At 50.1% G+C, this 26,993-nt stretch carries 29 protein-coding genes, 1 rRNA gene, 1 pseudogene and 1 other annotated feature; of the genes and pseudogenes, 14 read left to right on the top strand and 17 right to left on the bottom strand.

Features of this window, described 5'->3' with window-relative positions:
- From ACHHZ7_RS19680 to rluD, 4 genes are all read right to left on the bottom strand, one after another.
- Positions 1-604: ribosomal RNA gene (locus ACHHZ7_RS19680) — 16S ribosomal RNA — on the bottom strand; the annotation flags it as partial.
- 443 nt (positions 605-1,047) lie between these two features.
- Positions 1,048-3,621 (bottom strand): ATP-dependent chaperone ClpB, encoded by a 2,574-nt coding sequence (clpB, locus tag ACHHZ7_RS19675; protein ID WP_020996274.1) that lies wholly within the window; start codon positions 3,619-3,621, stop codon positions 1,048-1,050.
- Positions 3,622-3,750: 129 nt separating this feature from the next.
- A complete protein-coding gene (gene yfiH / locus ACHHZ7_RS19670) occupies positions 3,751-4,482 on the bottom strand; it encodes a purine nucleoside phosphorylase YfiH (RefSeq protein ID WP_008785512.1) in 732 nt (243 codons plus the stop codon).
- The gene (gene rluD / locus ACHHZ7_RS19665; RefSeq protein ID WP_003826464.1) at positions 4,479-5,459 is read right to left on the bottom strand and encodes a 23S rRNA pseudouridine(1911/1915/1917) synthase RluD; all 981 of its coding nucleotides are present in this window, start codon (positions 5,457-5,459) and stop codon (positions 4,479-4,481) included. The genes yfiH and rluD overlap by 4 nt, the downstream gene beginning before the upstream one ends.
- A gap of 131 nt (positions 5,460-5,590) precedes the next feature.
- Between rluD and bamD the strand changes: the two genes are divergently transcribed.
- The 4 genes from bamD (at position 5,591) to pheA (ending at position 8,348) form a co-directional block, all read left to right on the top strand.
- Positions 5,591-6,328: an outer membrane protein assembly factor BamD gene (gene bamD, locus ACHHZ7_RS19660; protein ID WP_003826460.1), complete on the top strand. Its 738-nt coding sequence runs from the start codon at positions 5,591-5,593 to the stop codon at positions 6,326-6,328.
- A gap of 270 nt (positions 6,329-6,598) precedes the next feature.
- Entirely contained in the window at positions 6,599-6,937 is a 339-nt protein-coding gene (gene raiA / locus ACHHZ7_RS19655; protein ID WP_003031244.1) for a ribosome-associated translation inhibitor RaiA, read from the top strand.
- A gap of 102 nt (positions 6,938-7,039) precedes the next feature.
- Positions 7,040-7,165 (top strand) — a sequence feature (Phe leader region).
- Positions 7,041-7,088 carry a pheA operon leader peptide PheL gene (pheL, locus tag ACHHZ7_RS19650; protein WP_100250063.1) on the top strand — a complete coding sequence of 16 codons (48 nt, stop codon included), beginning with the start codon at positions 7,041-7,043 and terminating at the stop codon, positions 7,086-7,088. Its footprint overlaps the feature before it by 48 nt.
- Positions 7,166-7,187: 22 nt before the next feature.
- Positions 7,188-8,348, top strand: a complete 1,161-nt coding sequence (gene pheA, locus ACHHZ7_RS19645; protein ID WP_048236504.1) for a bifunctional chorismate mutase/prephenate dehydratase — start codon at positions 7,188-7,190, stop codon at positions 8,346-8,348.
- A 96-nt stretch (positions 8,349-8,444) separates the two neighbouring features.
- Here pheA and tyrA read toward each other — a convergent pair whose 3' ends face one another.
- Both tyrA and aroF read right to left on the bottom strand, forming a co-directional pair.
- Positions 8,445-9,566, bottom strand: coding sequence for a bifunctional chorismate mutase/prephenate dehydrogenase (gene tyrA, locus ACHHZ7_RS19640; RefSeq protein WP_003826456.1), 1,122 nt, complete (start codon positions 9,564-9,566; stop codon positions 8,445-8,447).
- 10 nt (positions 9,567-9,576) lie between these two features.
- Entirely contained in the window at positions 9,577-10,647 is a 1,071-nt protein-coding gene (gene aroF, locus ACHHZ7_RS19635) for a 3-deoxy-7-phosphoheptulonate synthase AroF (RefSeq protein WP_003031241.1), read from the bottom strand.
- 218 nt (positions 10,648-10,865) lie between these two features.
- Here aroF and ACHHZ7_RS19630 point away from each other — a divergent pair, with 218 nt between their 5' ends.
- The 4 genes from ACHHZ7_RS19630 (at position 10,866) to ACHHZ7_RS19615 (ending at position 13,631) form a co-directional block, all read left to right on the top strand.
- Entirely contained in the window at positions 10,866-11,240 is a 375-nt protein-coding gene (locus ACHHZ7_RS19630) for a DUF2799 domain-containing protein (protein WP_008785516.1), read from the top strand.
- A gap of 158 nt (positions 11,241-11,398) precedes the next feature.
- On the top strand, positions 11,399-11,917 hold the full coding sequence (locus ACHHZ7_RS19625) for a YfiR family protein (protein ID WP_003826451.1): 519 nt from the start codon (positions 11,399-11,401) through the stop codon (positions 11,915-11,917).
- Entirely contained in the window at positions 11,910-13,136 is a 1,227-nt protein-coding gene (gene dgcN / locus ACHHZ7_RS19620; RefSeq protein WP_003826449.1) for a diguanylate cyclase DgcN, read from the top strand. The genes ACHHZ7_RS19625 and dgcN overlap by 8 nt, the downstream gene beginning before the upstream one ends.
- Positions 13,137-13,148: 12 nt before the next feature.
- Complete coding sequence (locus ACHHZ7_RS19615; protein WP_060683402.1) at positions 13,149-13,631, top strand: OmpA family protein; 483 nt, start codon at positions 13,149-13,151, stop codon at positions 13,629-13,631.
- A gap of 246 nt (positions 13,632-13,877) precedes the next feature.
- Here ACHHZ7_RS19615 and ACHHZ7_RS19610 read toward each other — a convergent pair whose 3' ends face one another.
- The 8 genes and pseudogenes from ACHHZ7_RS19610 to ffh all read right to left on the bottom strand — a co-directional run bounded on the left by ACHHZ7_RS19610 (position 13,878) and on the right by ffh (position 19,199).
- Positions 13,878-14,456 (bottom strand): DUF2441 domain-containing protein, encoded by a 579-nt coding sequence (locus ACHHZ7_RS19610; protein WP_060683401.1) that lies wholly within the window; start codon positions 14,454-14,456, stop codon positions 13,878-13,880.
- Positions 14,456-14,864 (bottom strand): annotated as a pseudogene (locus ACHHZ7_RS19605) (tyrosine-type recombinase/integrase); the annotation flags it as partial. The pseudogene ACHHZ7_RS19605 and the gene ACHHZ7_RS19610, both read right to left, overlap by 1 nt.
- A 17-nt stretch (positions 14,865-14,881) precedes the next feature.
- The gene (locus tag ACHHZ7_RS19600; RefSeq protein WP_240487994.1) at positions 14,882-15,010 is read right to left on the bottom strand and encodes a hypothetical protein; all 129 of its coding nucleotides are present in this window, start codon (positions 15,008-15,010) and stop codon (positions 14,882-14,884) included.
- Between the two features lie 563 nt (positions 15,011-15,573).
- A complete protein-coding gene (gene rplS, locus ACHHZ7_RS19595) occupies positions 15,574-15,921 on the bottom strand; it encodes a 50S ribosomal protein L19 (protein ID WP_002914145.1) in 348 nt (115 codons plus the stop codon).
- Between the two features lie 39 nt (positions 15,922-15,960).
- Positions 15,961-16,728 carry a tRNA (guanosine(37)-N1)-methyltransferase TrmD gene (gene trmD / locus ACHHZ7_RS19590; protein WP_003031232.1) on the bottom strand — a complete coding sequence of 256 codons (768 nt, stop codon included), beginning with the start codon at positions 16,726-16,728 and terminating at the stop codon, positions 15,961-15,963.
- A gap of 44 nt (positions 16,729-16,772) precedes the next feature.
- The gene (rimM, locus tag ACHHZ7_RS19585) at positions 16,773-17,321 is read right to left on the bottom strand and encodes a ribosome maturation factor RimM (protein WP_003031230.1); all 549 of its coding nucleotides are present in this window, start codon (positions 17,319-17,321) and stop codon (positions 16,773-16,775) included.
- A gap of 18 nt (positions 17,322-17,339) precedes the next feature.
- Positions 17,340-17,588, bottom strand: a complete 249-nt coding sequence (gene rpsP / locus ACHHZ7_RS19580; protein WP_003031228.1) for a 30S ribosomal protein S16 — start codon at positions 17,586-17,588, stop codon at positions 17,340-17,342.
- Between the two features lie 249 nt (positions 17,589-17,837).
- Positions 17,838-19,199, bottom strand: a complete 1,362-nt coding sequence (ffh, locus tag ACHHZ7_RS19575) for a signal recognition particle protein (protein ID WP_003031226.1) — start codon at positions 19,197-19,199, stop codon at positions 17,838-17,840.
- A 165-nt stretch (positions 19,200-19,364) separates the two neighbouring features.
- Between ffh and ACHHZ7_RS19570 the strand changes: the two genes are divergently transcribed.
- Positions 19,365-20,156, top strand: coding sequence for an inner membrane protein YpjD (locus tag ACHHZ7_RS19570; RefSeq protein WP_003031224.1), 792 nt, complete (start codon positions 19,365-19,367; stop codon positions 20,154-20,156).
- An 18-nt stretch (positions 20,157-20,174) separates the two neighbouring features.
- Positions 20,175-21,464 carry an HlyC/CorC family transporter gene (locus ACHHZ7_RS19565; RefSeq protein ID WP_008785520.1) on the top strand — a complete coding sequence of 430 codons (1,290 nt, stop codon included), beginning with the start codon at positions 20,175-20,177 and terminating at the stop codon, positions 21,462-21,464.
- A gap of 49 nt (positions 21,465-21,513) precedes the next feature.
- On the opposite strand, the gene grpE is transcribed toward ACHHZ7_RS19565, so the two are convergent.
- Complete coding sequence (grpE, locus tag ACHHZ7_RS19560) at positions 21,514-22,107, bottom strand: nucleotide exchange factor GrpE (RefSeq protein WP_008785521.1); 594 nt, start codon at positions 22,105-22,107, stop codon at positions 21,514-21,516.
- Positions 22,108-22,229: 122 nt separating this feature from the next.
- Between grpE and nadK the strand changes: the two genes are divergently transcribed.
- From nadK to bamE, 3 genes are all read left to right on the top strand, one after another.
- Positions 22,230-23,108: an NAD(+) kinase gene (gene nadK / locus ACHHZ7_RS19555; RefSeq protein WP_003826406.1), complete on the top strand. Its 879-nt coding sequence runs from the start codon at positions 22,230-22,232 to the stop codon at positions 23,106-23,108.
- Positions 23,109-23,193: 85 nt separating this feature from the next.
- Complete coding sequence (gene recN / locus ACHHZ7_RS19550) at positions 23,194-24,855, top strand: DNA repair protein RecN (protein WP_008785523.1); 1,662 nt, start codon at positions 23,194-23,196, stop codon at positions 24,853-24,855.
- Between the two features lie 149 nt (positions 24,856-25,004).
- Entirely contained in the window at positions 25,005-25,349 is a 345-nt protein-coding gene (gene bamE / locus ACHHZ7_RS19545) for an outer membrane protein assembly factor BamE (protein WP_008785524.1), read from the top strand.
- Positions 25,350-25,399: 50 nt separating this feature from the next.
- Here the strand turns inward: bamE and ACHHZ7_RS19540 are convergent, their stop codons facing one another.
- Both ACHHZ7_RS19540 and ratA read right to left on the bottom strand, forming a co-directional pair.
- Positions 25,400-25,696 carry an RnfH family protein gene (locus ACHHZ7_RS19540; protein ID WP_008785525.1) on the bottom strand — a complete coding sequence of 99 codons (297 nt, stop codon included), beginning with the start codon at positions 25,694-25,696 and terminating at the stop codon, positions 25,400-25,402.
- Positions 25,680-26,123 carry a type II toxin-antitoxin system toxin RatA gene (gene ratA, locus ACHHZ7_RS19535; RefSeq protein ID WP_003826396.1) on the bottom strand — a complete coding sequence of 148 codons (444 nt, stop codon included), beginning with the start codon at positions 26,121-26,123 and terminating at the stop codon, positions 25,680-25,682. The genes ACHHZ7_RS19540 and ratA overlap by 17 nt, the downstream gene beginning before the upstream one ends.
- Positions 26,124-26,277: 154 nt before the next feature.
- On the opposite strand from ratA, the gene smpB reads away from it, so the two are divergent.
- Entirely contained in the window at positions 26,278-26,760 is a 483-nt protein-coding gene (gene smpB / locus ACHHZ7_RS19530) for an SsrA-binding protein SmpB (protein ID WP_003031211.1), read from the top strand.
- Positions 26,761-26,993: the final 233 nt, after the last annotated feature.

The raw sequence follows: 26,993 nt of genomic DNA, 5'->3' as shown, positions 1-26,993 counted from the left end.
CATCCGACTTGACAGACCGCCTGCGTGCGCTTTACGCCCAGTAATTCCGATTAACGCTTGCACCCTCCGTATTACCGCGGCTGCTGGCACGGAGTTAGCCGGTGCTTCTTCTGCGAGTAACGTCAATCGCTGCGGTTATTAACCACAACGCCTTCCTCCTCGCTGAAAGTACTTTACAACCCGAAGGCCTTCTTCATACACGCGGCATGGCTGCATCAGGCTTGCGCCCATTGTGCAATATTCCCCACTGCTGCCTCCCGTAGGAGTCTGGACCGTGTCTCAGTTCCAGTGTGGCTGGTCATCCTCTCAGACCAGCTAGGGATCGTCGCCTAGGTGAGCCGTTACCCCACCTACTAGCTAATCCCATCTGGGCACATCCGATGGCAAGAGGCCCGAAGGTCCCCCTCTTTGGTCTTGCGACGTTATGCGGTATTAGCTACCGTTTCCAGTAGTTATCCCCCTCCATCGGGCAGTTTCCCAGACATTACTCACCCGTCCGCCACTCGTCACCCAAGGAGCAAGCTCCTCTGTGCTACCGTTCGACTTGCATGTGTTAGGCCTGCCGCCAGCGTTCAATCTGAGCCATGATCAAACTCTTCAATTTAAAAGTTTGATGCTCAATGAATTAAACTTCGTAATGAATTACGTGTTCACTCGTTGAGACTTGGTATTCATTTTTCGTCTTGCGACGTTAAGAATCCGTATCTTCGAGTGCCCACACAGATTGTCTGATAAATTGTTAAAGAGCAGTGCCGCTTCGCTTTTTCTCAGCGGCGCGGGGTGTGCATATTACGCCATCCCGCTACGAAGTCAAGCATTTAATTTCGTTTTCTTCGCCGGAGTTCTCAGTGGAACCCCGCTGCCCCGGCGGCTTGTAATCCGTTGTTCCGTGTCAGTGGAGGCGCATTATAGGGAGTTATTTCAGGCTGACAAGTTAAAAATATAAAAAACTTATCAAGCGATTACTTTTCAATCAATACGTCCATTTTTGCCTGGATTTTAAACAAAAACGAGCCCCGCAGGGCCCGTTTATTGTTGTTTTGTGACTTACTGCACTGCCACTATGCGATCGTCATTCACTTCCAGACGAATCGTTTTGCCCGGAATCAGTTCACCAGACAGAATTTGCTGCGCCAGCGGGTTTTCGATCTGCTGCTGGATAGCACGTTTCAATGGACGCGCGCCATACACCGGATCGTAACCATTCGCGCTCAGCAGTTTAAGCGCCTCGTCAGAAATATGGATTTCATAGCCACGCTCTTCCAGACGTTTGTACAGACGCTGCAACTGGATCTGAGCAATAGAAGCAATATGCTGCTCACCCAGCGGATGGAATACAACAACCTCATCTATACGGTTGATGAATTCCGGGCGGAAGTTGTGGCTCACGACGCCCAGCACCATATCTTTCATGTGACCGTAATCCAACTCGCCGAAGCGTTCCTGGATCAGATCGGACCCCAGGTTCGAGGTCATGATGACAACCGTATTACGGAAGTCGACCGTTCTCCCCTGTCCGTCAGTCAAACGACCATCGTCAAGCACCTGCAGCAGAATGTTGAACACATCCGGGTGTGCTTTCTCCACTTCATCCAACAAGATGACAGAGTAAGGACGACGACGTACTGCTTCCGTCAGGTAACCCCCCTCTTCATAACCGACATATCCTGGAGGTGCCCCAACCAGACGAGACACCGAGTGTTTCTCCATAAACTCGGACATATCGATACGCACCATTGCATCGTCACTGTCGAACATAAAGTTTGCCAGCGCTTTGCACAGTTCGGTTTTACCGACACCGGTTGGACCAAGGAACAGGAATGAACCAATCGGACGATTCGGATCGGACAAGCCCGCGCGGCTACGACGAATGGCATTAGAAACGGCTTCCACCGCTTCGTTCTGACCAATCACGCGGCTGTGCAGCTCCTGCTCCATACGCAACAGTTTTTCTCGTTCGCCTTCCAGCATGCGAGCAACTGGGATCCCGGTCCAGCGCGCCAGCACCTCAGCAATTTCTGCATCCGTAACTTTATTACGCAGCAGACGCATGGTTTTGCCTTCAGACTGGGTGGCTGCTTCCAGTTGTTTTTCCAGTTCAGGAATTTTGCCGTACTGCAGTTCAGACATCCGCGCCAGGTCGCCAACGCGGCGCGCCTGTTCGATGGCGATTTTTGCCTGCTCCAGCTCAGCCTTGATAGTTTGCGTTCCCGAGAGCGAGGCTTTTTCAGCTTTCCACTCTTCCTCTAATTCAGAATACTGGCGCTCTTTGTCATCCAGCTCTTCGTTGAGCATATCGAGACGTTTTTTACTTGCCTCATCAGACTCTTTCATTAATGCCTGCTGTTCCAGTTTGAGCTGGATAATACGGCGGTCGAGTCTGTCGAGTTCCTCCGGCTTGGAGTCAATCTGCATACGAATGCTGGATGCCGCTTCGTCAATAAGGTCGATAGCTTTATCCGGCAACTGACGATCGGCAATATAGCGGTGAGACAGCGTAGCTGCCGCAACAATCGCCGGGTCAGTAATCTGCACATGATGGTGCAGTTCATAACGTTCTTTCAGGCCACGCAAGATTGCGATGGTGTCTTCCACTGAAGGTTCAGCCACAAACACTTTCTGGAAACGACGTTCCAGCGCCGCATCTTTTTCGATGTACTGGCGATATTCATCAAGCGTTGTGGCGCCTACGCAGTGCAGTTCCCCGCGAGCCAGTGCTGGTTTCAGCATGTTCCCGGCGTCCATTGCGCCATCGGCTTTACCCGCCCCAACCATGGTATGCAATTCGTCGATAAACAGAATGACGTTGCCTTCCTGTTTCGAGAGATCGTTCAGCACACCTTTTAAACGTTCTTCGAACTCACCACGATATTTGGCCCCAGCAACCAGCGCGCCCATATCCAGCGCCAGTACACGACGGCCTTTTAAGCCTTCCGGCACTTCACCATTGATGATGCGTTGGGCCAGCCCTTCAACGATGGCGGTTTTACCGACGCCGGGTTCACCGATTAACACCGGGTTATTTTTAGTACGACGTTGCAGCACCTGAATGGTACGGCGAATTTCTTCATCACGGCCGATGACCGGATCGAGTTTGCCCTGTTCGGCACGTTCGGTCAGATCGACGGTATATTTTTTCAAGGCCTGACGTTGGTCTTCAGCCCCCTGGTCATTCACGCTTTCACCTCCACGCATTTGTTCAATTGCCTGAGTGATATTGGCGGTCGTCGCGCCTGCTGATTTTAATAAGTCGGTCAGCGTACCGCGTGACTCAAGCGCCGCCAGAACGAACAGTTCTGACGAAATAAAGTTGTCCCCACGTTTTTGCGCCAGCTTGTCGCAAAGATTAAGTACACGCACCAGTTCCTGAGAAGGCTGCACATCGCCACCGGTACCTTCTACCTGTGGCAAACGGCTCAACGCCTGGTCAATGGCTGTACGTAACTGGCCAGCATTAATGCCAGCAGACGTTAATAAAGGACGAACCGATCCCCCTTCCTGATTCAGCAAGGCGCTCATTAGATGAAGTGGTTCGATGAATTGATTGTCGTGCCCCAATGCGAGTGACTGGGCATCGGCAAGAGCAAGCTGGAATTTATTAGTAAGACGATCCAGACGCATAACTCCTCCCATAACAGGTCAAAATTGCTACTGGAGATTAAATGAGGTCATCCCTCAATTATTCAAGGTGAATGACCTGAATTATGTGAAAAGAAAATTACACGTACCGGATCGTCTTGATTCTTTAGGTTATATCAGCCAAATAAAACTTGCCATACGACCCGTGGTATTGTCGCGACGATAAGAGAAGAACGTCTCACTTTCGCTGAAGGTGCAGCGGTCGCCGCCGTGGATGTTCTCTACCCCGACACTGGACAGACGCTGGCGCGCAAGCTGGTAGATATCCGCCAGATACTTGTCGCCACGCGGTACAAATGCGAGGTCCGCTTGCGGATCTTTCGTCATGAACGCCTCGCGGACTTCTGGTCCAACTTCAAACGCGTTTGGACCTATCGCCGGGCCTAGCCAGGCAATAATGTTTTCAGGTTTGTCGGCAAAACACGCCACCGTCTCTTCCAGCACGCCGGCGCATAATCCGCGCCAACCCGCATGGGCCGCAGCAACTTCGGTTCCGGCACGGTTGCAAAACAACACCGGCAAACAATCAGCGGTCATCACCGCACACACGGTACCCGGCGTGTTGCTGTACGACGCATCTGCGCGTTTGCAGGCGTAAGGCTCGCCGGTCAGTTTCAGGACATCCTTACCGTGGACCTGCTCCAGCCAGACTGGCTTTGACGGCAGATTGCCCGCAGCAAACAGTCGTTTGCGGTTCTCTTCAACATGTTCCGGGTTATCGCCGCAATGGGCGCCCAAATTCAGCGAATCGTAAGGCGGCATACTAACTCCGCCAATACGGGTAGAACTACACGCCGCGACACCTTGCGGTATCGGCCACTGCGGGACAATTAGCTTACTCATAGCCAGGCAATATCATCCTTATGTTCTTCGAAATCAGCGCGCATCACTTCAATCAACTGCACCATATCTTGTGGGATCGGCGCATGCCATTCCATTTCGATACCGGAAATCGGGTGATACAAACGCAGCATGGTCGCGTGCAGCGCTTGACGGTCGAACTTACGCAGTACGGAGATAAATTCGTCAGAAGCGCCTTTCGGTGGACGTGGACGACCGCCGTAAACCTGATCGCCCACCAGCGGATGAGTGATATGTGCCATGTGCACGCGGATCTGGTGCGTACGTCCGGTTTCCAGACGCAACCGCAGACGCGTGTGCACACGGAAGTGTTCCATAATGCGATAGTGCGTTACCGCCGGTTTCCCCATTGGATGTACCGCCATGTGCGTACGCTTAGTCGGGTGACGGCTAATCGGTTCCTCAACGGTTCCGCCAGCAGTCATGTGACCAATTGCCACGGCTTCGTACTCACGGGTAATTTCGCGCAGCTGCAACGACTCCACCAAACGTGTTTGCGCCGGAACCGTTTTTGCCACCACCATTAATCCGGTCGTGTCTTTATCCAGACGGTGCACGATACCAGCACGAGGAACATCCGCGATTGGCGGGTAGTAATGCAGTAACGCATTCAATACCGTACCATCAGGATTCCCGGCGCCCGGATGCACTACAAGGTCACGGGGTTTGTTAATGACAAGAATGTCGTCATCTTCATAAACGATATCCAGTGGGATATCCTGAGGTTCAAAACGAACCTCTTCATCAATTTCTGCATTGATGGAGACACGCTCTCCACCCAACACTTTTTCTTTCGGTTTATCGCAAAGTTGGTCATTTACCAGTACGCGCTGGTCGAGGATCCATTCTTTTATGCGCGATCGCGAATAATCAGGGAACAATTCGGCCAAAGCCTGATCTAAGCGTTGACCGAGCTGATTTTCGGAGACTGTTGCGGTGAGTTCTACTCGTTGTGCCATAAACTGCTTCTTCGTTTAACGTTGGGTTTTACGGCTTTGCCGTTTAATATAGTGTGCTATTGTAGCTGGTCTTAACCGGGAGCAGGAACAGAGAATCTCCCGTATTACATTTTGAGGAAAGTCAAAACGTCATGACGCGCATGAAATATCTGGTGGCAGCAGCCACGTTGAGCCTGTTTTTGGCGGGTTGCTCTGGTTCAAAGGAAGAGGTGCCCGATAATCCGCCAAATGAAATCTACGCGACTGCTCAGCAAAAGCTGCAGGACGGTAACTGGAAACAGGCAATAACGCAATTGGAAGCGTTGGATAACCGTTATCCATTTGGACCGTATTCTCAGCAGGTGCAATTAGATCTCATCTACGCCTACTACAAAAACGCCGATCTGCCACTTGCTCAGGCTGCCATCGATCGTTTTATCCGTCTTAACCCGACACACCCTAACATTGATTATGTCATGTATATGCGTGGCCTGACCAATATGGCGTTGGATGATAGCGCACTGCAAGGATTCTTTGGTGTTGATCGTAGCGATCGCGATCCGCAACATGCCCGAGCTGCGTTTAATGACTTTTCCAAACTGGTGCGTGGGTATCCGAATAGCCAGTACACCACTGACGCCACCAAACGTCTGGTGTTCCTGAAAGACCGCCTGGCGAAGTATGAATACTCCGTTGCAGAATACTACACTGCCCGCGGCGCATGGGTTGCAGTGGTAAACCGTGTGGAAGGCATGCTGCGCGACTACCCGGATACCCAGGCAACACGTAATGCCCTGCCTTTGATGGAAAACGCTTATCGCCAGATGCAGATGAATGCGCAGGCTGAAAAAGTCGCGAAAATCATTGCCGCCAACAGCAGCAATACCTGATTTGCCTCAGAATGCAAAACGGCAGCCCAAGGGCTGCCGTTTTTTTTATCCGTTAACGCCACAACTGAAGCGGTTTAGCTCCAACGCATCCCATCAAATATGGCCTGCTTTCAGGTATTCCTCAAGTAAAAAATCGCCTGTTCCTGCGGTGCCTCACAAAAAGGTTTCCTTGACAAAAAGCGACAAAATAATGTGAGTTAGATCACACATTTTGACATTAGGAACGGTATGCTGGAATCACCAAGACGGGAAAGACAAGAGGTAAAATTTATGACAATGAACATTACCAGTAAACAAATGGAAATTACTCCGGCAATTCGCCAGCATGTCGCAGACCGTCTCGCCAAACTTGAAAAATGGCAAACTCATCTGATTAATCCACATATCATTCTGTCTAAGGAGCCACAGGGTTTCATTGCTGATGCCACCATCAATACACCGAACGGACATCTGGTCGCCAGCGCAAAACACGAGGATATGTACACCGCAATTAACGATTTGATCAACAAGCTGGAACGGCAGCTCAATAAAGTGCAGCACAAAGGCGAAGCCCGTCGTGCAACAACTTCAGTCAAAGACGCCAACTTCGTCGAAGCAGAAGAAGAGTAGTCCCTTACATTGAGTGTATCGCCAACGCGCCTTCGGGCGCGTTTTTTGTTGACAGGGTGAAAACAGTACGGGTACTTTACTGACGTAGCCAAAGGAAAATTACATGAAACTTGTCCCGTTCTTCTTCGCATTCTTTTTTACCTTCCCCTGAATGGGAGGCGTTTCGTCGTGTGATAAAGAATGCGAAGACGAACAATAAGGCCTCCCACAACGGGAGGCCTTTTTTATTGATAACAAGAAAGGCAACACTATGACATCGGAAAACCCATTGCTGGCGCTGCGCGATAAGATCAGCACGCTGGATGAAAAATTACTGGCCCTGCTGGCTGAGCGACGTGGACTGGCCGTAGAAGTTGGTAAAGCCAAACTGCTTTCGCATCGTCCGGTTCGTGATATCGACCGTGAACGTGACCTTTTGGACCGACTCATTCAGCTTGGCAAAACACATCATCTTGATGCTCACTACATTACTCGCCTGTTCCAGCTCATAATCGAAGATTCCGTCCTGACTCAACAGGCTCTGCTGCAGCAGCATCTGAACAAAATTAACCCACACTCCGCGCGCGTGGCCTTCCTTGGGCCAAAAGGGTCATATTCCCATCTCGCCGCACGTCAGTACGCCGCTCGCCATTTTGAACAATTTATTGAAAGCGGCTGCGCAAAATTTGCCGATATCTTTAATCAGGTCGAAACCGGACAGGCTGACTATGCTGTGGTACCGATTGAAAACACCAGCTCCGGTGGGATTAACGACGTTTACGACCTGCTGCAGCACACCAGCCTGTCTATCGTTGGCGAGATGACCATTACGATAGACCACTGTGTACTGGTGTCTGGCACGACGGATCTTGAGACTATTGAAACGGTATATAGCCATCCGCAGCCGTTCCAGCAGTGCAGCAAATTCCTGAATCGCTACCCGCACTGGAAGATTGAGTACACTGAAAGCACCTCTGCGGCGATGGAAAAAGTTGCGCAGGCTAACTCACCGCGCGTGGCGGCCCTGGGGAGCGAAGCCGGAGGCGTACTGTATGGATTGCAGGTTCTCGAGCATATTGAGGCTAACCAGTCGCAAAACATCACCCGCTTCGTGGTGCTGGCACGCAAAGCAATCAATGTTTCCGATCAGGTTCCGGCAAAAACAACCCTGTTGATGGCAACAGGACAACAAGCCGGTGCGCTGGTTGAGGCGCTGCTGGTACTGCGTAACCATAATCTGATTATGACTAAACTGGAGTCACGCCCGATTCACGGCAATCCGTGGGAAGAGATGTTTTATCTTGATATCCAGGCCAACCTAGAGTCGCCCCAGATGCAAAAAGCATTGAAAGAGCTGGGTGAGATTACGCGTTCGATGAAAGTACTGGGATGCTATCCAAGTGAGAACGTGGTGCCAGTCGATCCGAGCTAACGTTTGACAATGCCGGATGGCGCTACGCTTATCCGGCCTACGATTCATACGATTTTTGAAGGCCGGATAAGGCGAAGCCGCCATCCGGCATCTTAATTAAGGACGGCTATCATTCGCCTGGCGTAACAAAGTACGGCTTTCACTCTGGAAGCGTTTCGCATAATCGCCAAACCAATGCTCCACCTTACGGAAACTGTCGATAAACGCTTGCTTATCGCCCTGCTCCAGTAAACCGATCGCCTCGCCAAAACGTTGGTAGTAGCGTTTAATCAGCGCAAGGTTGCTCTCAGACGACATAATAATATCGGCATAGAGCTGCGGATCCTGGGCAAACAGACGGCCAACCATCGCCAGCTCAAGCCGGTAAATCGGCGAAGAGAGCGCCAGCAGCTGCTCCAGTTGAACGTTCTCTTCCGCTAAATGCAGACCGTAAGCAAAGGTCGCAAAGTGACGCAGTGCCTGAATAAACGCCATGTTCTGGTCATGTTCAACGGCGCTGATCCGATGCAGTCGCGCACCCCATACCTGAATCTGTTCCAGAAACCACTGATAAGCTTCCGGCTGACGTCCGTCACACCAAACGACGACCTGCTTGGCCAGACTGCCGCTGTCCGGACCAAACATTGGGTGTAACCCCACCACCGGGCCATCATGTGCAGCCAGCATCGCCTGTAAAGGACCATTTTTCACCGAAGCCAGATCCACCAGGATGCAGTCAGACGGCAGACGAGGTAGTTTGGCGATCACCTGCTCGGTGACGTGGATCGGCACGCTGACGATCACCATGCCGGCATCAGAGACGATCTCCGGCGCGCGATCCCAGTCCTGCTGTTCCAGGATCCGCACCTGGTAACCTGACAGGGTGAGCATTTTTTCGAACAGACGCCCCATCTGACCGCCGCCGCCGACAATCACCACCGGCCGCAGAGAAGGACAAAGCGTTTTAAACCCTTTGTCGTTCTCACTGGAGTAGGACTCACGCATAACGCGGCGTAGCACATCTTCAATCAGGTCCGGCGGCACGCCAAGGGCTTCCGCTTCCGCGCGACGAGAGGCCAGCATAGAGGCTTCCCGTTCCGGCACGTAGATCGGCAGCCCAAAGCGGCTTTTTACTTCACCAACTTCGGCAACCAGCTCCAGGCGGCGTGCCAGTAAATCCAGCAGTGCCTTGTCGACTTCATCAATTTGATCGCGTAATGCGGTCAATTCAGCAACCATAACCAACCTCTTATGCTACACGCGCCGACAGCTGGCCGTTTAAATCCTGGCTAATTTCACGCAGCAGCGCATCCGTCATTTCCCAGCTAATGCAGGCGTCAGTTACGGATACGCCGTATTTCATTTCGCTGCGCGGCTGTTCGGAAGACTGGTTGCCTTCGTGAATATTACTTTCAATCATCAAGCCAATGATCGAGCGATTGCCATCTTTGATTTGTGCAATCACGGATTCAGCCACGGCAGGCTGACGGCGGTAATCTTTATTGGAATTACCATGACTGCAATCTACCATCAGAGAAGGTCGTAGTCCCGCCTGCTCCATCTCTTTTTCGCACTGGGCGACATCTGCCGGGCTGTAGTTCGGCGCTTTACCTCCGCGCAAGATCACGTGACCGTCCGGATTCCCCTGTGTTTGCAGCAGTGCAACCTGCCCGGCTTGGTTAATACCGACAAAGCGGTGCGACTGCGCAGCCGCACGCATGGCGTTAATGGCGGTCGCCAGGCTACCGTCGGTACCATTCTTAAAGCCAACCGGCATCGAAAGACCGGAAGCCATTTCACGGTGAGTCTGCGATTCCGTAGTACGGGCACCGATTGCGGACCAGCTAAACAGATCGCCCAGGTATTGCGGGCTATTTGGATCCAGCGCTTCAGTTGCCAGCGGCAGTCCCATATTTACCAGTTCAAGCAGCAGCTGACGCGCAATTTTCAGACCTGCTTCAACATCAAAAGAGCCATCCATATGAGGATCGTTAATTAACCCTTTCCAGCCGACAGTGGTACGGGGTTTTTCAAAATAGACGCGCATCACCAGGTAGAGGCTATCGCTGACCTCTGCGGCAAGGGCTTTAAATCGACGAGCATACTCAATCGCCATTTCAGGATCGTGAATGGAGCATGGGCCACATACGACCAGCAGGCGCGGATCGCGACCGGAGATAATATCAGAGATGGTTTTACGCGACTGGGCGATTTGCGCCTCTTGCTCCTGGCTCAGCGGAAATTCAGCTTTCAGCTGCTCCGGAGTCATCAGAACCTGTTCGTCGGTAATATGTACGTTGTTCAGCGCGTCTTTTTGCATGATGGTGATCCTGTTTAGCTCGTTTGCGATAGTTGATCCTCAGCGAGGAGGAAATAACGATATCACAACGGGTAAAGATTTCAATCCACAATCCGTAAATTTTAATTTACATAGTGTTATTTTAAGGCAAAAAAAACAGCCCTTATGAATGTACATTTAAATTTACACCACCGAGTTTTCAGATCCACTATGCTTAAAAAAACGAAGGAGCACAGGCAATGAAGCAACTCATCAGCATCTTGTTTCTATTACTTCTTAGCGGATGTCAGATAGACCCCTACACCCATGCCCCTACCTGGACTGGTACCGACTGGTACGACGCCGGGATACAAGATGCCATTTCGGGTTATGCCGTTAAAGATAATGAAACGCTTGCCGACAACTACAATGACCCCGACGTCGATCGTACGGAATACCTTAAGGGTTACGCCGAGGGGCAACGTAAAACCTGCCAGCAGGATTTTGTTTATGCCAGAGGCCTGACCGGGAAAACTTTTCCGCCCAGTTGCGATACTGTCGAAAATGTTGACCAGTTACACAGCGCCTGGCAGCAAGGGGCAAACGAGGGTGCTGCCTCGATAAGGTTAAATTAAACAATGGTTTATATTTTATAAACCATTAAGATTTAACTTAAATCACCAATAGCATTATTCCAGGAATAATGACGGCTTAGGAAAATAATGTTATTTTGTTGCAAACAATCTTGAATGTATTTCGACGTTTTACAGCAAACGCTGGTAGGTAACTATTCATGAGCTATTCTTACCGACTCATACTTCTACTGGCACTGCTCCTGACCGGATTACCGCTGTATGCCCAAAGCGTTACGGAAGAAGCAAAATCGGTACGCGCTATGGTTTCCGGCATCGTCAGTTATACACGCTGGCCTGCACTTTCCGGGCCCCCAAAACTGTGTATTTTCTCTTCATCGCGTTTTTCCAGTGTCCTGAAAGATACCAGTGCAGGCGCATTACCCTATCTTCCCGTCATCATCCGTACGGAACAAGAAATATTAGTTTCGCAGTGTGACGGTTTTTATTTTGGAAAAGAATCCCCTACTTATCAGGTGGAATTAAAGAATAAATATCCGACTAAGGCATTGTTATTAATTGCTGAACAGAACCCCGAATGCGTTATTGGCAGCGCCTTTTGCCTCATAATTAAAGACGAAGATGTGAGATTTTCCGTAAATATGGATTCCCTATCACGCAGCGGCGTAAGGGTCAGTCCAGACGTATTGATGCTTGCACGGAATAATAAGCATGGATAAGGGCCATTCTCCCATAGCACGCCCGACGTTTAAGCGAACATTACGGCGTATCAGCATAATCAGCGTTCTGGTAACCATGATGCTGATCTGGCTGCTGCTCAGCATTTCTTCCGTGCTGGCATTAAGACAGTATGCGCAAAAGAATCTGGATCTGACTGCCGCTACCATGACCCGTACGCTCGAAGCTGCATTAGTCTTTTCTGATAGTGTTGCAGCAACTGAAACGCTGGCGGCACTGGGTCAGCAGGGGCAATTTTCCGTTGCAGAAGTTCGTAATAAAAACCAGAAGGTGATCGCCACCTGGCGCTATAACGCGCAGGATACCACTGAAAAGATTAGCGGGATGATCAGCCACTGGCTGTTCCCACAACCGGTCACTCAGCCGATTTTGCACAATGGCAACGTCATCGGCGAAGTACGATTGACTGCGCGCGATAGCGTTATTAGTCATTTCATCTATTTGTCGCTGGCCGTCCTTACCGGGTGCATTCTGTTGGCATCCGGTATTGCATTAATGCTCACTCGCTATTTACACAATGGCGTTGTGGATGCACTGCAAAACATTACCGAGGTGGTACATGATGTTCGTACCAACCGTAACTTTTCACGGCGCGTATCAGAGGAACGCATTGAAGAGTTTCATCTCTTTGCCCTGGACTTTAATAGTCTGCTGGACGAGATGGAGGAGTGGCAACTTAAACTGCAGGCAAAAAACGCTCAGCTTTTGCGTACTGCACTACATGATCCTCTGACGGGTCTGGCAAATCGCGCCGCATTTCGCAGCAGCATAAATGCCCTAATGAATGATGATGCCGCCCACAGCAGCTCGGCATTGTTATTCCTTGATGGCGACAATTTTAAATTTATTAATGATACCTGGGGCCACGCAGCGGGGGATCGGGTCCTGATTGAAGTCGCAAAAAGGTTATCCGAGTTTGGGGGGAGTCGCCATTACCCATACAGACTTGGCGGCGATGAGTTCGCCATGGTGCTGTACAGCGTTCATTCTGAATATGAGGTTCAGCGGATCTGCGCGGCACTGTCACAAGAGTTTAACCGACCTTTTGACCTGCATAATGGTCATCTGGCAAGCATGACGCTCAGCATTGGGTTTGCGCTGACGTGGGAACATGCCTCTGCCGAAAAATTACAAGAACTTGCCGATCAAAATATGTATCAGGCTAAACATTTGCGTTCTGAACGCATTATTAAAAAATAAGGAATTACACACATGCTAAAACGTTTATTATCCCCGTTTCTTCTGCTTTTACTGATTCTGGCTGGCTGTCAGGCACCTCAGGGAAAATTTACCCCAGAGCAAATTGCAGCCATGAAATCATACGGATTTACTGAAGCATCAGGAGACTGGTCTCTCGGCCTGTCTGACACCATCCTGTTTGACAAAAATGACTATAAACTCCGTCCTGAAAGTGAAAAACAGATCAAGGAAATGGCATCCAAACTGGCAGCTACCGGGCTAAATCATGTTCGCCTGGATGGTCATACTGATAACTACGGTGAAGACAGCTATAACGAAGCTCTGTCACTCAAACGCGCTAATGTCGTTGCCGATGCCTGGGCGCAGGGCGCTAATATTCCCCGCACCAACCTGACTACTCAGGGACTCGGGAAGAAATATCCCATTGCCAGCAACCAGACATCAAAAGGTCGCGCTGAAAACCGCCGCGTGGCGGTCGTGATCACGACACCATAATCGTCCCCCAACTGGCTGCGCACCGCGCAGTCCTTCCATTGCCATAAAGAACAAAAGAGTAAACGTCGGGATAAAAAAAGGGCCAGCCTTTCGGCCAGCCCTTTTCTAACAGGATGTCGCTTGCGCGAATTTAGTTAAGATGCTTTTATTAAACCCTATTGATTAATATGTAATTTTTATATTAAACAGCAAGTTAATCTTATCTCTAGTGCAGTAAAGGGATGTCATGGACATGTCGAATGGGCATTATATGGACACAATTTCTAAAACTCTCACTCCGCCGTTTACAAGAATCTCTCTTCTGCCATTAGAGGCCCCTGACCAATATTCGGCTGCCTTAGAAATCATCTGATCATCATTATATGTCGGGCGTAGGTTATGGAGCGGGCCTTCACGAGTTTCAAAGACAATAGCATCTGACAACGGCTCAACACGCAAAAGAGACCATGGGCTGTGAGTTTCGTTAAGGTTGTTCATCCATAGAGACAAGTCTTCTTTTTCTGGTAGCAGGTATGTACAGGTCTGTCGGGAGGGACGCTCAGGGAACATTGAAGAACGTACTTTTTCAAAAACCATCTCTCGATGTAGGTGGCTGAGTGCGGCCACTCTCTGTTGCGCCGCTAACTCCTTTGGTTTCTTATAAGCGTCTGAAAGAGAAAGAACATAATCAATGGGTACAGAATCATTACCACTCAGGCAGTAAACGCTGAGATCGAGTATATTTTTATAAAAATTATTATTGCCAGTAAACCGAATGATATCGCCACAACCCCAATGGATGTTCGGATCCTTCTTCACATTTAAGTGATAGTAACTTTTTGACATTATAACATTCCATTAATATTTCCAAGTGGATTCAATGTAACCGCTTCATCTAAATGGTCGGGCGCAAAATGCGCATAACGCATTGTTTCACGAGTGTTAGCATGTCCAAGAATTCGTTGAAGAACGAGAATGTTTCCACCATTCTTCATAAAATGGCTGGCAAATGTGTGCCGGAGAACGTGAGTCTTTTGCCCCTCAGCGAATTCAATTTTAGTAAGCGCCAGCATTTTTTTAAATTCCTGATAGCAAGGGGGGAAACAGCCTTCCTTGCAAAGGTGAGAGCTCATCATATAACCACCGGGGGATCGGCACCGTGCGATTCTTCTTACACTTAGTTTTCGTTAAGATCAGCTTGTAGGGTAAAAGCTTTGAACGAATCAGACGTTTGGCTTCACCCCATCTAGTACGCCTCACGAGACGATACTTTAAGAACACTTTTTCTTAGAGCGACTAATACTACCATCATTACAGACAAATTTTCCGTCAGCGGTGCAATGCGATACTCCACCTTTAGATTTAGAACATGGGTAGTTTTTGCAGATACAGTAGAAGATGAAATTGAGAGCAGTATTATTATTAGAAAAGAAAAACATACTTTCATTAGTAGTATCCTTTAAATAGAGAACATCAAATATTACTCATGATTTTTATTGTTGCAGCCTGACATTTCTCGCACGCTTTAGCACCAGTTAGGTACTAAAATCCTTATCGAGCACTAGCCAGTTATAGGACCAAACCCAGCATAATCACCCAAACAATAATCTTGGTAAAAATAGATGCATTGGGTTTCGAAATTACAGACCACATACTATCAAAACAATGTTTACCGTTTGTGATCCGTTTCTAATATGTCGTAAAAACAAGGCGATGCAACCATATCAATATAATTATTTTTATTATAATCACCATCAACATGTAATCAACCGCACTGCATCCACCATTACAACCGTAACAACAATAAACAATGCTTTCTGAACTTCAGTTCCCGCCAAAATATCGGATAATTTATTTATTAACCACACCCCACAATATTTCGACATATTATGGGCAGCATCAATAAAAAAAGGGCCAGCCTTTCGGCCAGCCCTTTTCTAACAGGATGTCGCTTGCGCGAATCTTAGTTAAGACGCTCTTTGATACGAGCAGACTTACCAGTGCGCTCACGCAGGTAGTACAGTTTAGCTTTACGAACAGCACCACGACGTTTAACAGCAATGCTGTCAACTACCGGAGAGTGAGTCTGGAAGACACGCTCAACGCCTTCGCCGTTGGAAATTTTACGAACAGTGAATGCAGAGTGCAGACCGCGGTTACGAATAGCGATAACCACGCCCTCGAATGCCTGCAGACGTTTTTTGGAACCTTCAACAACCCATACTTTCACTTCCACGGTATCACCCGGACGGAAGGAAGGTACGTCCTGCTTCATCTGTTCTTGTTCAAGTTGCTTAATAATGTTGCTCATAATTTAATCTCTTATCCTGGGTAAACTGATATTGGGGGCTTACGCCTGCCCATCATGTTTATGTTGCTGTTGTGCGTGTTCCTTTTTGAACTCCGCCAGCAACCTTGCTTGCTCTTCAGTCAGAGCCAGGTTTTCCAGAAGTTCAGGTCTTCTAAGCCAGGTCCGGCCCAGCGACTGCTTCAAACGCCAGCGACGTATCTCAGCGTGGTTCCCCGACAGTAACACCGCCGGTACTTCCATCTGCTCTAACACTTCAGGTCGGGTATAGTGCGGGCAATCCAGCAACCCATCAGCAAAAGAATCTTCGATTGCCGAAGCTTCATGACCCAGAACTCCCGGAATAAACCGGGAAACGGAGTCGATCAGCGTCATTGCTGGTAACTCACCACCGCTGAGTACGTAATCGCCGATTGACCATTCTTCGTCAATTTCGGTTTGAATCACGCGCTCATCTATTCCTTCATAGCGACCACATACCAGAATCAGCTTTTGATTCGTGGCCAGTTCGCTAACGCCCGCTTGATCAAGCTTGCGTCCCTGAGGTGACAGATAAATCACCTTTGCGCCTTCACCAGCCGCAGCTTTTGCTGCATGAATGGCGTCCCGTAAAGGTTGCACCATCATTAACATCCCCGGTCCGCCGCCGTAAGGACGATCGTCCACGGTACGGTGCCGGTCATGAGTAAAGTCACGAGGACTCCAACTCTGGATGTTCAGCAGGCCATTTTTTACTGCCCGGCCAGTTACCCCGTAATCGGTAATTGCGCGGAACATTTCTGGAAACAGGCTAACGATACCTATAAACACAAGCCAATCCCCATAACGCCGACTTTTACCGTTTATCCGGTGGTTTAAAAACCAGGATCCCAATCTACTTCGATAGTACGAGTAGCGAGATCGACTTTCTTGATAACCTGCCCATCGAGGAACGGCACAAGACGTTCCTTGATACCAAACGCATCTTTCAGGTTTGCCTTGATGACGATGACGTCATTCGAACCGGTTTCCATCATATCGACGACTTTACCGAGATCGTAGCCTTCAGTAGTCACTACCTGGCAGCCCATAAGGTCTTTCCAGTAGTAGGAACCATCTTCCAGCGCTGGCAACTGCGAGGAATCCACGACAATTTCGCAATTAGTCAGTAGATTCGCTGAATCACGATCGTCAACGCCTTTCAGCTTGATGATCAGATCCTGATTGTGGTGCTTCCAGCTTTCCAGCTGTACTTGCTGCCACTGACCCGCCTTCTGGATAAACCAGGGCTGATAGTCAAAAATGCTTTCGGCGTCTTCAGTGGAAGAAAACACTCTGAGCCAACCACGGATACCGTAAGAAGACCCCATTTTCCCCAAAACGATGGGTTCCACAGGAGCCTGTGCGGCGAGTTGCTTGCTCATCATGACCACCGTGACAGATTAAGCTGCTTTGTTTGCTGCTTTGATCAGCGTAGCTACGCGATCAGAAATAGTCGCGCCCTGGCCAACCCAGTGAGCGATGCGATCCAGATCCAGGCGAGTGCCTTCTTCTTTTTCGCTAGCGATTGGGTTAAAGAAGCCAACGCGCTCGATGAAGCGACCGTTGCGTGCATTACGGCTGTCGGTAACAACAACCTGGTAGAACGGACGCTTTTTAGCGCCGTGACGAGCTAAACGAATAGTAACCATAACATCCTCTTGTGTGAATAAAACACCCAGGCCCCATCGAGGAACGGAGCCCGGGTGTCATATTAAAAGCCCGAAAATTTTACTGATTTCTGGGGAAAATGCAATCAGCAGTTGATAACTCTGCTATAAAAGGCCGTTGGCGGTGCCGTCAGTTCAGTGCCGGCGTGCGCGCAGCCACCGGAGCGTACACGCAGTACGTGAGGATGGCGAGCACACCCCGGTGCCGAAATGGCAAACAAGCCAGGCCGATTAGCGGCCTGGGAATCCTGGGGGCATCATCCCCTTCATACCACGCATCATCTTCGCCATTCCGCCCTTCTTCATTTTCTTCATCATGCGCTGCATGTCGTCGAACTGTTTCAGAAGGCGGTTTACGTCCTGCACCTGCATACCGCAACCGGCAGCGATACGGCGTTTACGGGAACCTTTGATAATTTCCGGCTTAGCGCGTTCTTTCATCGTCATCGAGTTGATGATGGCTTCCATACGCACCAGCACTTTATCGTCCATCTGCGATTTCACATTGTCAGGGATCTGACCCATGCCCGGCAGCTTGCCCATCAGGCTTGCCATACCGCCCATGTTTTTCATCTGGTTAAGCTGTTCAAGGAAATCGTTGAGATCGAAGCCATCGCCTTTTTTCAGCTTGCTGGCTAATTTTTCTGCCTGTGCGCGGTCAACCTTGCTTTCGATATCTTCGATCAGCGACAGCACGTCGCCCATGCCGAGAATGCGCGAAGCAATCCTGTCCGGATGGAACGGCTCCAGTGCTTCGGTTTTCTCGCCGACGCCGAGGAATTTAATCGGCTTACCGGTAATATGACGAATAGAGAGCGCCGCACCGCCACGGGCATCACCATCAACTTTTGTCAGCACTACGCCGGTTAACGGCAGCGCTTCGTTAAAGGCTTTTGCGGTATTCGCGGCATCCTGACCGGTCATGGCGTCGACCACAAACAGCGTTTCTACCGGCTTGATAGAAGCGTGGACCTGTTTGATTTCGTCCATCATCGCTTCGTCAACGTGCAGACGACCGGCGGTATCCACCAGCAGCACGTCGTAGAATTTGAGTTTGGCTTCTTTCAGCGCGGCGTTAACGATATCGACCGGCTTCTGGCCGACATCCGACGGGAAGAAGTCAACACCGACCTGCTCGGCCAGCGTTTCCAGCTGTTTGATCGCCGCCGGGCGATAAACGTCCGCAGAGACCACCAGCACTTTCTTCTTGTGCTTCTCGCGCAGGAATTTACCCAGCTTACCGACGCTGGTCGTTTTACCCGCACCCTGCAGGCCCGCCATCAGCACCACGGCTGGCGGCTGTGCAGCCAGATTCAGGGTCTGGTTTTCTTCGCCCATTGCCGCAACCAGTTCGTTACGGACAATCTTGACGAACTCCTGACCCGGCGTCAGGCTTTTGTTAACTTCATGACCAACCGCTTTCTCTTTTACGCGATTGATAAACTCACGCACTACCGGCAGCGCTACGTCAGCCTCCAGCAGCGCCATGCGCACTTCGCGCAGCGTCTCTTTAACGTTGTCTTCAGTAAGGCGTCCACGGCCACTGATATTGCGCAGCGTGCGCGACAAACGATCGGTTAAATTATCAAACATTGTCTCTCGCCTGGGGTGGAAACGGTCGGTCGCGACAGCGACACATCAACAGAAATTTGTCGCAGTATAACATGAAGCCGCCTTTGTTGTTATGCAACGGTTGGAGCAGCGGTCACGTAACGCTATACTGCTTTTCTTTATCACTGGCCAACTGTCGACACCTATATGCCCGTTTTTGCTCTGCTCGCCCTTGTCGCCTACTCAGTCAGCCTCGCGCTGATTATTCCCGCTCTGCTGCAAAAAAACAGCGGCTGGCGGCGTATGGCTATTCTCTCTGCGGTCGTTGCGCTGGTAAGCCATGCTATCGCCCTGGAAGCGCGTATCCTACCCGGCGGTGAAAGCGGACAAAACCTGAGTCTGTTGAACGTCGGCTCGCTGGTAAGCCTGATGATCTGTACGGTAATGACCATCGTCGCGTCCCGCAATCGTGGCTGGCTATTGCTGCCCATTGTCTACGCCTTTGCGCTGATAAACCTGGCCTTCGCCACATTTATGCCTAACGAGTTCATCACCCATCTCGAAGCTACGCCAGGCATGATGATCCATATCGGGCTTTCGCTTTTCGCTTACGCCACGCTGATTATCGCCGCACTCTATGCGCTACAACTTGCGTGGATTGACTACCAGCTGAAAAACAAGAAACTGGCCTTCAGCAATGAGATGCCGCCACTGATGAGTATTGAGCGGAAAATGTTTCATATCACCCAAATTGGCGTGGTTCTGCTGACGCTCACCCTGTGCACTGGCCTGTTTTACATGCATAACCTGTTCAGTACCGAGAACATTGATAAAGCCGTTCTCTCTATCGTGGCATGGTTTGTCTATATCGTTCTGTTGTGGGGACATTACCATGAAGGTTGGCGCGGACGTCGCGTCGTATGGTTTAACGTCGCAGGCGCTGGCATTCTGACGCTGGCCTATTTCGGCAGCCGTATCCTGCAGCAGTTCGTGAGTTAAATCTTTAAGGAACCCTACGTGGAACACATCTCCACCACCACGCTCATTATCACGCTCCTCATCATGGTGGTCATTTCCGCCTATTTTTCCGGTTCTGAAACCGGAATGATGACCCTGAATCGCTACCGCCTACGCCATCGGGCCAAACAGGGAAATCGCCAGGCAAAACGCGTTGAAAAGTTACTTCGCAAGCCGGATCGCCTGATAAGCCTGGTGCTCATCGGTAATAATCTGGTGAATATTCTGGCCTCCGCACTCGGCACCATTGTCGGTATGCGCCTGTATGGCGATGCTGGCGTCGCCATTGCCACCGGGGTACTGACGTTTGTGGTGCTGGTTTTTGCCGAAGTGCTGCCAAAGACGATTGCCGCGCTATATCCGGAAAAAGTTGCCTATCCGAGCAGCGTCCTGCTGGCTCCGCTGCAGATTCTGATGATGCCGTTAGTATGGCTACTCAACACCATTACGCGGCTTCTGATGCGCATGATGGGCATCAAAACGGATATCGTAGTGAGCGGTTCGCTGAGTAAAGATGAACTGCGAACGCTGGTGAATGAATCGCGCTCGCAAATCTCACGCCGTAACCAGGATATGCTGCTGTCAGTGCTGGATCTGGAAAAAGTCAGCGTCGATGACATCATGATCCCGCGTAATGAAATCATCGGCATTGATATTAACGATGACTGGAAATCAATCGTGCGTCAGCTTTCGCACTCCCCGCACGGTCGTATTGTGCTGTATCGCGACTCGCTCGACGATGCCATCAGTATGCTGCGCGTACGTGAAGCCTGGCGATTGATGGCCGAGAAAAAAGAGTTCACCAAAGAGACCATGTTACGCGCCGCCGACGAAATTTATTACGTTCCGGAAGGCACACCACTCAGCACCCAGCTCATTAAATTTCAGCGCAATAAGAAGAAAGTGGGCCTGGTCGTTAATGAATATGGCGATATTCAAGGACTGGTTACGGTCGAGGATATTCTGGAAGAGATTGTTGGTGACTTCACGACCTCAATGTCACCGACGCTTGCCGAAGAAGTCACGCCGCAGAATGACGGTTCGGTGATCATTGACGGTAGCGCCAACGTTCGTGAAATCAATAAGGCGTTTAACTGGCACCTGCCGGAAGATGACGCTCGTACCGTGAACGGTATTATTCTTGAAGCGCTGGAAGAGATCCCGGTTGCTGGCACACGTGTGCGTATTGGGCAGTACGATATCGATATTCTCGACGTGCAGGATAATATGATTAAACAGGTGCAGGTGTTGCCCGTCAAACCGCTGCGGGAAAGCGTATCGGACCAGTGAGAGTAATCCAGACCGGGTAGCGCATCAGCATTACCCGGTCTGAGGCTGATTAGCCTTTGGCTTTCGCCACAGAGACCATCGCCGCACGGATGGTACGTCCGTTCAGGGTATAGCCTTTCTGCATAACCATCAGCACATTACCGGCAGCAACGTCGTCAGACTCTACCATTGCAATCGCCTGGTGCACGTTCGGGTCCATCGGCACGTCGATATCTGCAACCACCTGTACGCCAAACTTCGCCACGACATCCAGCATTGACTTACGGGTCAGCTCAATACCTTCGACCATAGCCGCCATAGCGTCATTGCCTTTGTCCGCAACTTCCAGCGCACGGTCCAGGCTATCCAGCACCGGCAGCAGTTCGTTGACGAATTTTTCCAGTGCAAACTTATGCGCTTTTTCTACGTCCAGTTCGGTACGACGACGCAGGTTTTCCATTTCCGCTTTGATACGCAACACGCTGTCGCGCTCGCGCGTTTCGGCTTCAGCAAGCTGAGCTTCCAGATTCGCAATTTTTTCATCGCGCGGATCCACCTGCTCAGCAGAAGCGTCTGGTTCAACCGCCTCAACTTCTTCGTGCTGATCCATGATAATTTCTTCCGGGGCTTGCCCCTCAGGCGTTTTCTGTTCTTTACTACTCATGAATTTCTCCGCGTTTTTTTCGCATTCATCTCGCTAACTTGGCTTATTATGGGGATCAGATTCAGGGATTCAAGGGAAGTACTCACATTGTCACTAATCTTCGTTACAAGGACCTCGAGAAAATGAACAAACATTTCAAGTGTATTGGCATTGTGGGGCATCCACGTCACCCCACTGCACTGACCACACATGAAATGCTCTACCGTTGGCTGTGCGCCAAAGGTTATGAGGTTATCGTTGAGCAACAAATCGCCCACGAGCTGCAGCTGAAAAATGTGAAAACCGGTACGCTCGCAGAGATTGGCCAGCAGGCAGACCTCGCCGTGGTAGTCGGCGGCGACGGCAATATGCTGGGCGCCGCACGCACCCTGGCACGTTATGATATCAAGGTTATTGGCATTAACCGCGGTAATCTCGGTTTTCTGACCGACCTTGACCCAGACAATGCCCACCAACAGTTAGCTGACGTGCTGGAAGGCCACTACATCAGCGAAAAGCGCTTTTTACTTGAAGCCCAGGTGTGCCAACAGGATTGCCAGAAGCGCATTAGCACTGCGATCAATGAAGTTGTGTTGCACCCCGGAAAAGTGGCGCACATGATTGAATTTGAAGTCTATATCGATGAAATTTTTGCCTTCTCCCAGCGTTCGGACGGCTTGATTATTTCCACACCGACCGGCTCTACCGCCTACTCGCTCTCTGCCGGAGGTCCGATCCTGACGCCTTCACTGGATGCTATTACGCTGGTCCCGATGTTCCCGCATACGCTTTCCGCACGACCACTGGTGATCAACAGTAGCAGCACCATTCGCCTGCGCTTCTCTCATCGCCGAAACGATCTGGAAATCAGTTGCGACAGCCAGATCGCCCTGCCTATACAGGAAGGTGAAGACGTATTAATTCGCCGCTGTGATTATCATCTGAACCTGATACACCCAAAAGATTACAGCTATTTCAACACATTAAGCACTAAACTAGGCTGGTCAAAAAAATTATTCTAATTTAACGCCAACCCCTTTACTGTATAAAAAACCAGTTTATACTGTATGTAATTACAGTTATGGTTTTTCATACAGGAAAACAGTTATGTTGGCACAACTGACCATCAGCAATTTTGCTATCGTTCGTGAACTTGAGATCGATTTCCAGAACGGAATGACCGTTATTACCGGTGAAACCGGTGCGGGTAAGTCCATTGCCATTGATGCTCTCGGTTTGTGCCTGGGCGGACGCGCAGATGCCGACATGGTACGTGCAGGCGCCACGCGAGCCGACCTCTGCGCGCGATTCGCCTTAAAAGACACCCCCGCGGCTCTGCGCTGGCTGGAAGAAAACCAGCTTGAGGAAGGCCGTGAATGTTTGCTGCGTCGTGTTATCAGCAGCGATGGACGTTCACGCGGCTTCATTAACGGCACTGCCGTACCGTTGTCACAGCTGCGCGAGCTGGGCCAGTTGCTTATTCAAATCCACGGTCAGCATGCGCATCAGCTCCTGACAAAATCAGAACACCAAAAGTCTCTGCTGGATGGTTACGCCAATGAAGCGTCCCTGACTCAGGAAATGGCTGCGCGCTACCAGCTGTGGCACCAAAGCTGCCGTGACCTGGCGCATCATCAACAACAGAGTCAGGAACGAGCAGCCCGGGCGGAACTGTTGCAATACCAGTTAAAAGAACTGAACGAATTCAACCCGCAGCCGGGTGAATTTGAGCAAATTGATGAAGAGTACAAGCGTCTGGCTAACAGCGGGCAATTGCTCACCACCAGCCAACAGGCGCTGGCTATCCTGGCGGATGGCGAAGACATCAACCTGCAAAGCCAGCTGTACACTGCAAAGCAGCTGGTCACTGAACTGGCAGGCATGGACGGCAAACTTTCCGGTATCCTGGATATGCTGGAAGAGGCCACGATCCAACTCAGCGAAGCCAGCGACGAGCTGCGCCACTATTGCGATCGTCTGGATTTGGACCCTAACCGTTTGTTCGAACTTGAACAGCGTATTTCCAAACAAATCTCATTGGCCCGCAAGCATCATGTTGCCCCTGAAGCGCTGCCACAGTTCTATCAGTCATTGCTGGATGAACAACAGCAGTTAGACGATCAGGCCGACTCGCTCGAAACCTTAACCCTGGCGGTGAACAATCACCACCAGCAGGCTCTGGAAACGGCAAAAATGCTGCACAAACAGCGCCAGCATTATGCTCAGGAGCTGGGACAACTGATTACAGAGAGCATGCATACTCTCTCAATGCCGCACGGTGTCTTTTGCATTGATGTGAAATTTGAGGAACATCATTTGAGCGCAGACGGTGCCGATCGCGTAGAGTTTAAAGTGACCACTAACCCAGGCCAGCCGTTGCAGCCGATTGCGAAAGTCGCTTCCGGTGGGGAACTGTCGCGCATTGCACTGGCTATTCAGGTTATTACCGCACGCAAAATGGAAACACCTGCGCTGATTTTCGATGAAGTGGATGTCGGTATCAGCGGCCCGACTGCTGCGGTAGTGGGAAAAATGCTGCGTCAGTTGGGCGAGTCAACTCAGGTAATGTGCGTTACTCACCTGCCGCAGGTTGCTGGCTGTGGCCATCAACATTTCTATGTCAGCAAAGAAACAGATGGCGCGATGACCGAAACACACATGCAGCCGCTTGATAAACGCGCTCGCCTGCAGGAATTAGCCCGCCTGCTTGGCGGTAGCGAAGTGACGCGCAATACCCTCGCAAATGCAAAAGAACTGCTGGCGGCATAAACTTTTTTACCTTGTTAAGGTCTGAGTTCAACATAAAATCGCCGACCGACCCGACAGCAAAAGGTTTTAAAGTGGTGAAAGGTCTATTATCATCGGCATATTACATATGAGCCGCGTACTGCTCGGGCCCGAAAAGGAATCAAATCACTATGCGCTGTAAAACGCTGACTGCTGCTGCAGCAGTACTACTGATGTTGACTGCAGGCTGTTCCACTCTGGAGCGAGTGGTTTACCGCCCTGACATCAACCAGGGAAATTATCTGACACCTACCGATGTCGCCAAAGTGCGCACGGGTATGACGCAACAGCAGGTTGCTTATGCTCTGGGTACACCAATGATGTCCGATCCTTTTGGCACTAACACCTGGTTTTATGTGTTCCGTCAGCAACCTGGTCATGAAGGCGTAACCCAGCAAACACTGACGCTGACCTTTAACAGCAGCGGCATTTTGACGAACATTGATAACAAACCTGCTTTGACCGACAACAAGTAGGATTAACAGATCAAAAAAAGGTGCTCAATGAGCACCTTTTTTATTGTCTGCTATTTTTTAGCGGATTTCTCTGCTCGCTGTCTGCGCAGCTCTTTCGGATCGGCAATCAGTGGCCGGTAAATTTCCACCCTATCACCGTCCTGGAGAACATCAGCAAGCTTTACCGGACGGCTGTAAATGCCCACTTTATTTTTGCTGAGATCGATATCGGTACGCAATTCCAGCAGCCCGGAAGCGCGGATAGCCTCTTCCACCGTAGCGCCCTGTTGCAGCGTCACACGCTGTAGATACTGTTTCTCGGGTAGCGCATACGCCACTTCAACGACAATTTTAGCTGACGCTGACACTGTAAACCTCTTTCGCGCGGACCGTGAAGGCCTGCACCATGTTCGAAGCCAGCTCTTTAAAGATACGACCAAATGCCAGCTCGATTAACTTATTGGTAAACTCAAAATCGAGATGAAATTCAATGCGGCACGCTTCATGACTCAGTGGCGTAAACTTCCATCCGCCAATGAGTTTCTTGAACGGTCCGTCGACCAAATGCATCAGGATGCTCTGGTTACTGGTCAATTGATTGCGCGTGGTGAACGTTTTGCTAATCCCTGCTTTCGAGACATCCACCGCTGCGGTCATCTGTCCCGGAGTCGACTCCAGCACACGGCTACCGGTGCATCCCGGTAAAAACTGGGGATAGGATTTAACATCATTCACTAGCTGATACATCTGTTCCGCACTGTAAGGTACTAAAGCGGTCCGGCTAATCTGAGGCATAACAATTTCCATCAATATCAATCACACAAATAATACCATTTATCCCCCGCTAAAAAAAACGCTATAGCCTAACTCGTGCTAAGATAGCGCCTTGCGCCCCGCTGGATGAAATGGGGTGTTTTTCGATTCCAGATTACCTATACTGAGCGGCATTATGACGAAGAAAAAAGCACACAAACCTGGCTCAGCCACAATCGCGCTTAACAAGCGCGCACGACACGAATACTTTATTGAAGAAGAGTTCGAAGCAGGACTCGCTCTGCAAGGTTGGGAAGTCAAATCCCTGCGCGCGGGTAAAGCTAACATCGGTGACAGCTACGTCATCCTTAAAGACGGCGAAGCATTCCTGTTTGGCGCCAACTTCACGCCAATGGCTGTTGCCTCAACGCATGTGGTATGTGATCCCACCCGTACCCGCAAGCTGTTGTTAAACCAACGTGAGCTCGACTCCCTGTATGGTCGAATGAATCGTGACGGTTATACCGTTGTTGCGCTTTCACTGTACTGGAAAAATGCCTGGTGCAAAGTGAAAATTGGCGTCGCGAAAGGTAAGAAACAGCACGACAAGCGCTCCGATGTGAAAGAACGCGAATGGCAGTTAGATAAAGCGCGTATTATGAAAAATGCTGGTCGCTAAACGCTATTCTCCTGTGACCAGTCTCTGATCCTGAGACTGGTTCTTATTTTTTAGTTATTGAAACCCACTCAATACATTCATCAGGTTTATGGTTTATTTGTGCTGAATCGTTCAGGTATGAAATAAACTCCCCTGGCATTACCGTAGCGCCCCATAGTCTAATAAAATAAAACTTCAAGACCATGCCACCTATATTCAAACTTATTTAATAACACTATTATTACTGTTGTTTA

Origin of the sequence: Citrobacter freundii complex sp. 2024EL-00216 (assembly GCF_043945515.1) — a bacterium.
Lineage (GTDB): Bacteria > Pseudomonadota > Gammaproteobacteria > Enterobacterales > Enterobacteriaceae > Citrobacter > Citrobacter portucalensis.
Note: the sequence above shows the minus strand (reverse complement) of the source record. Positions and strands in the feature narration are given on the sequence as shown.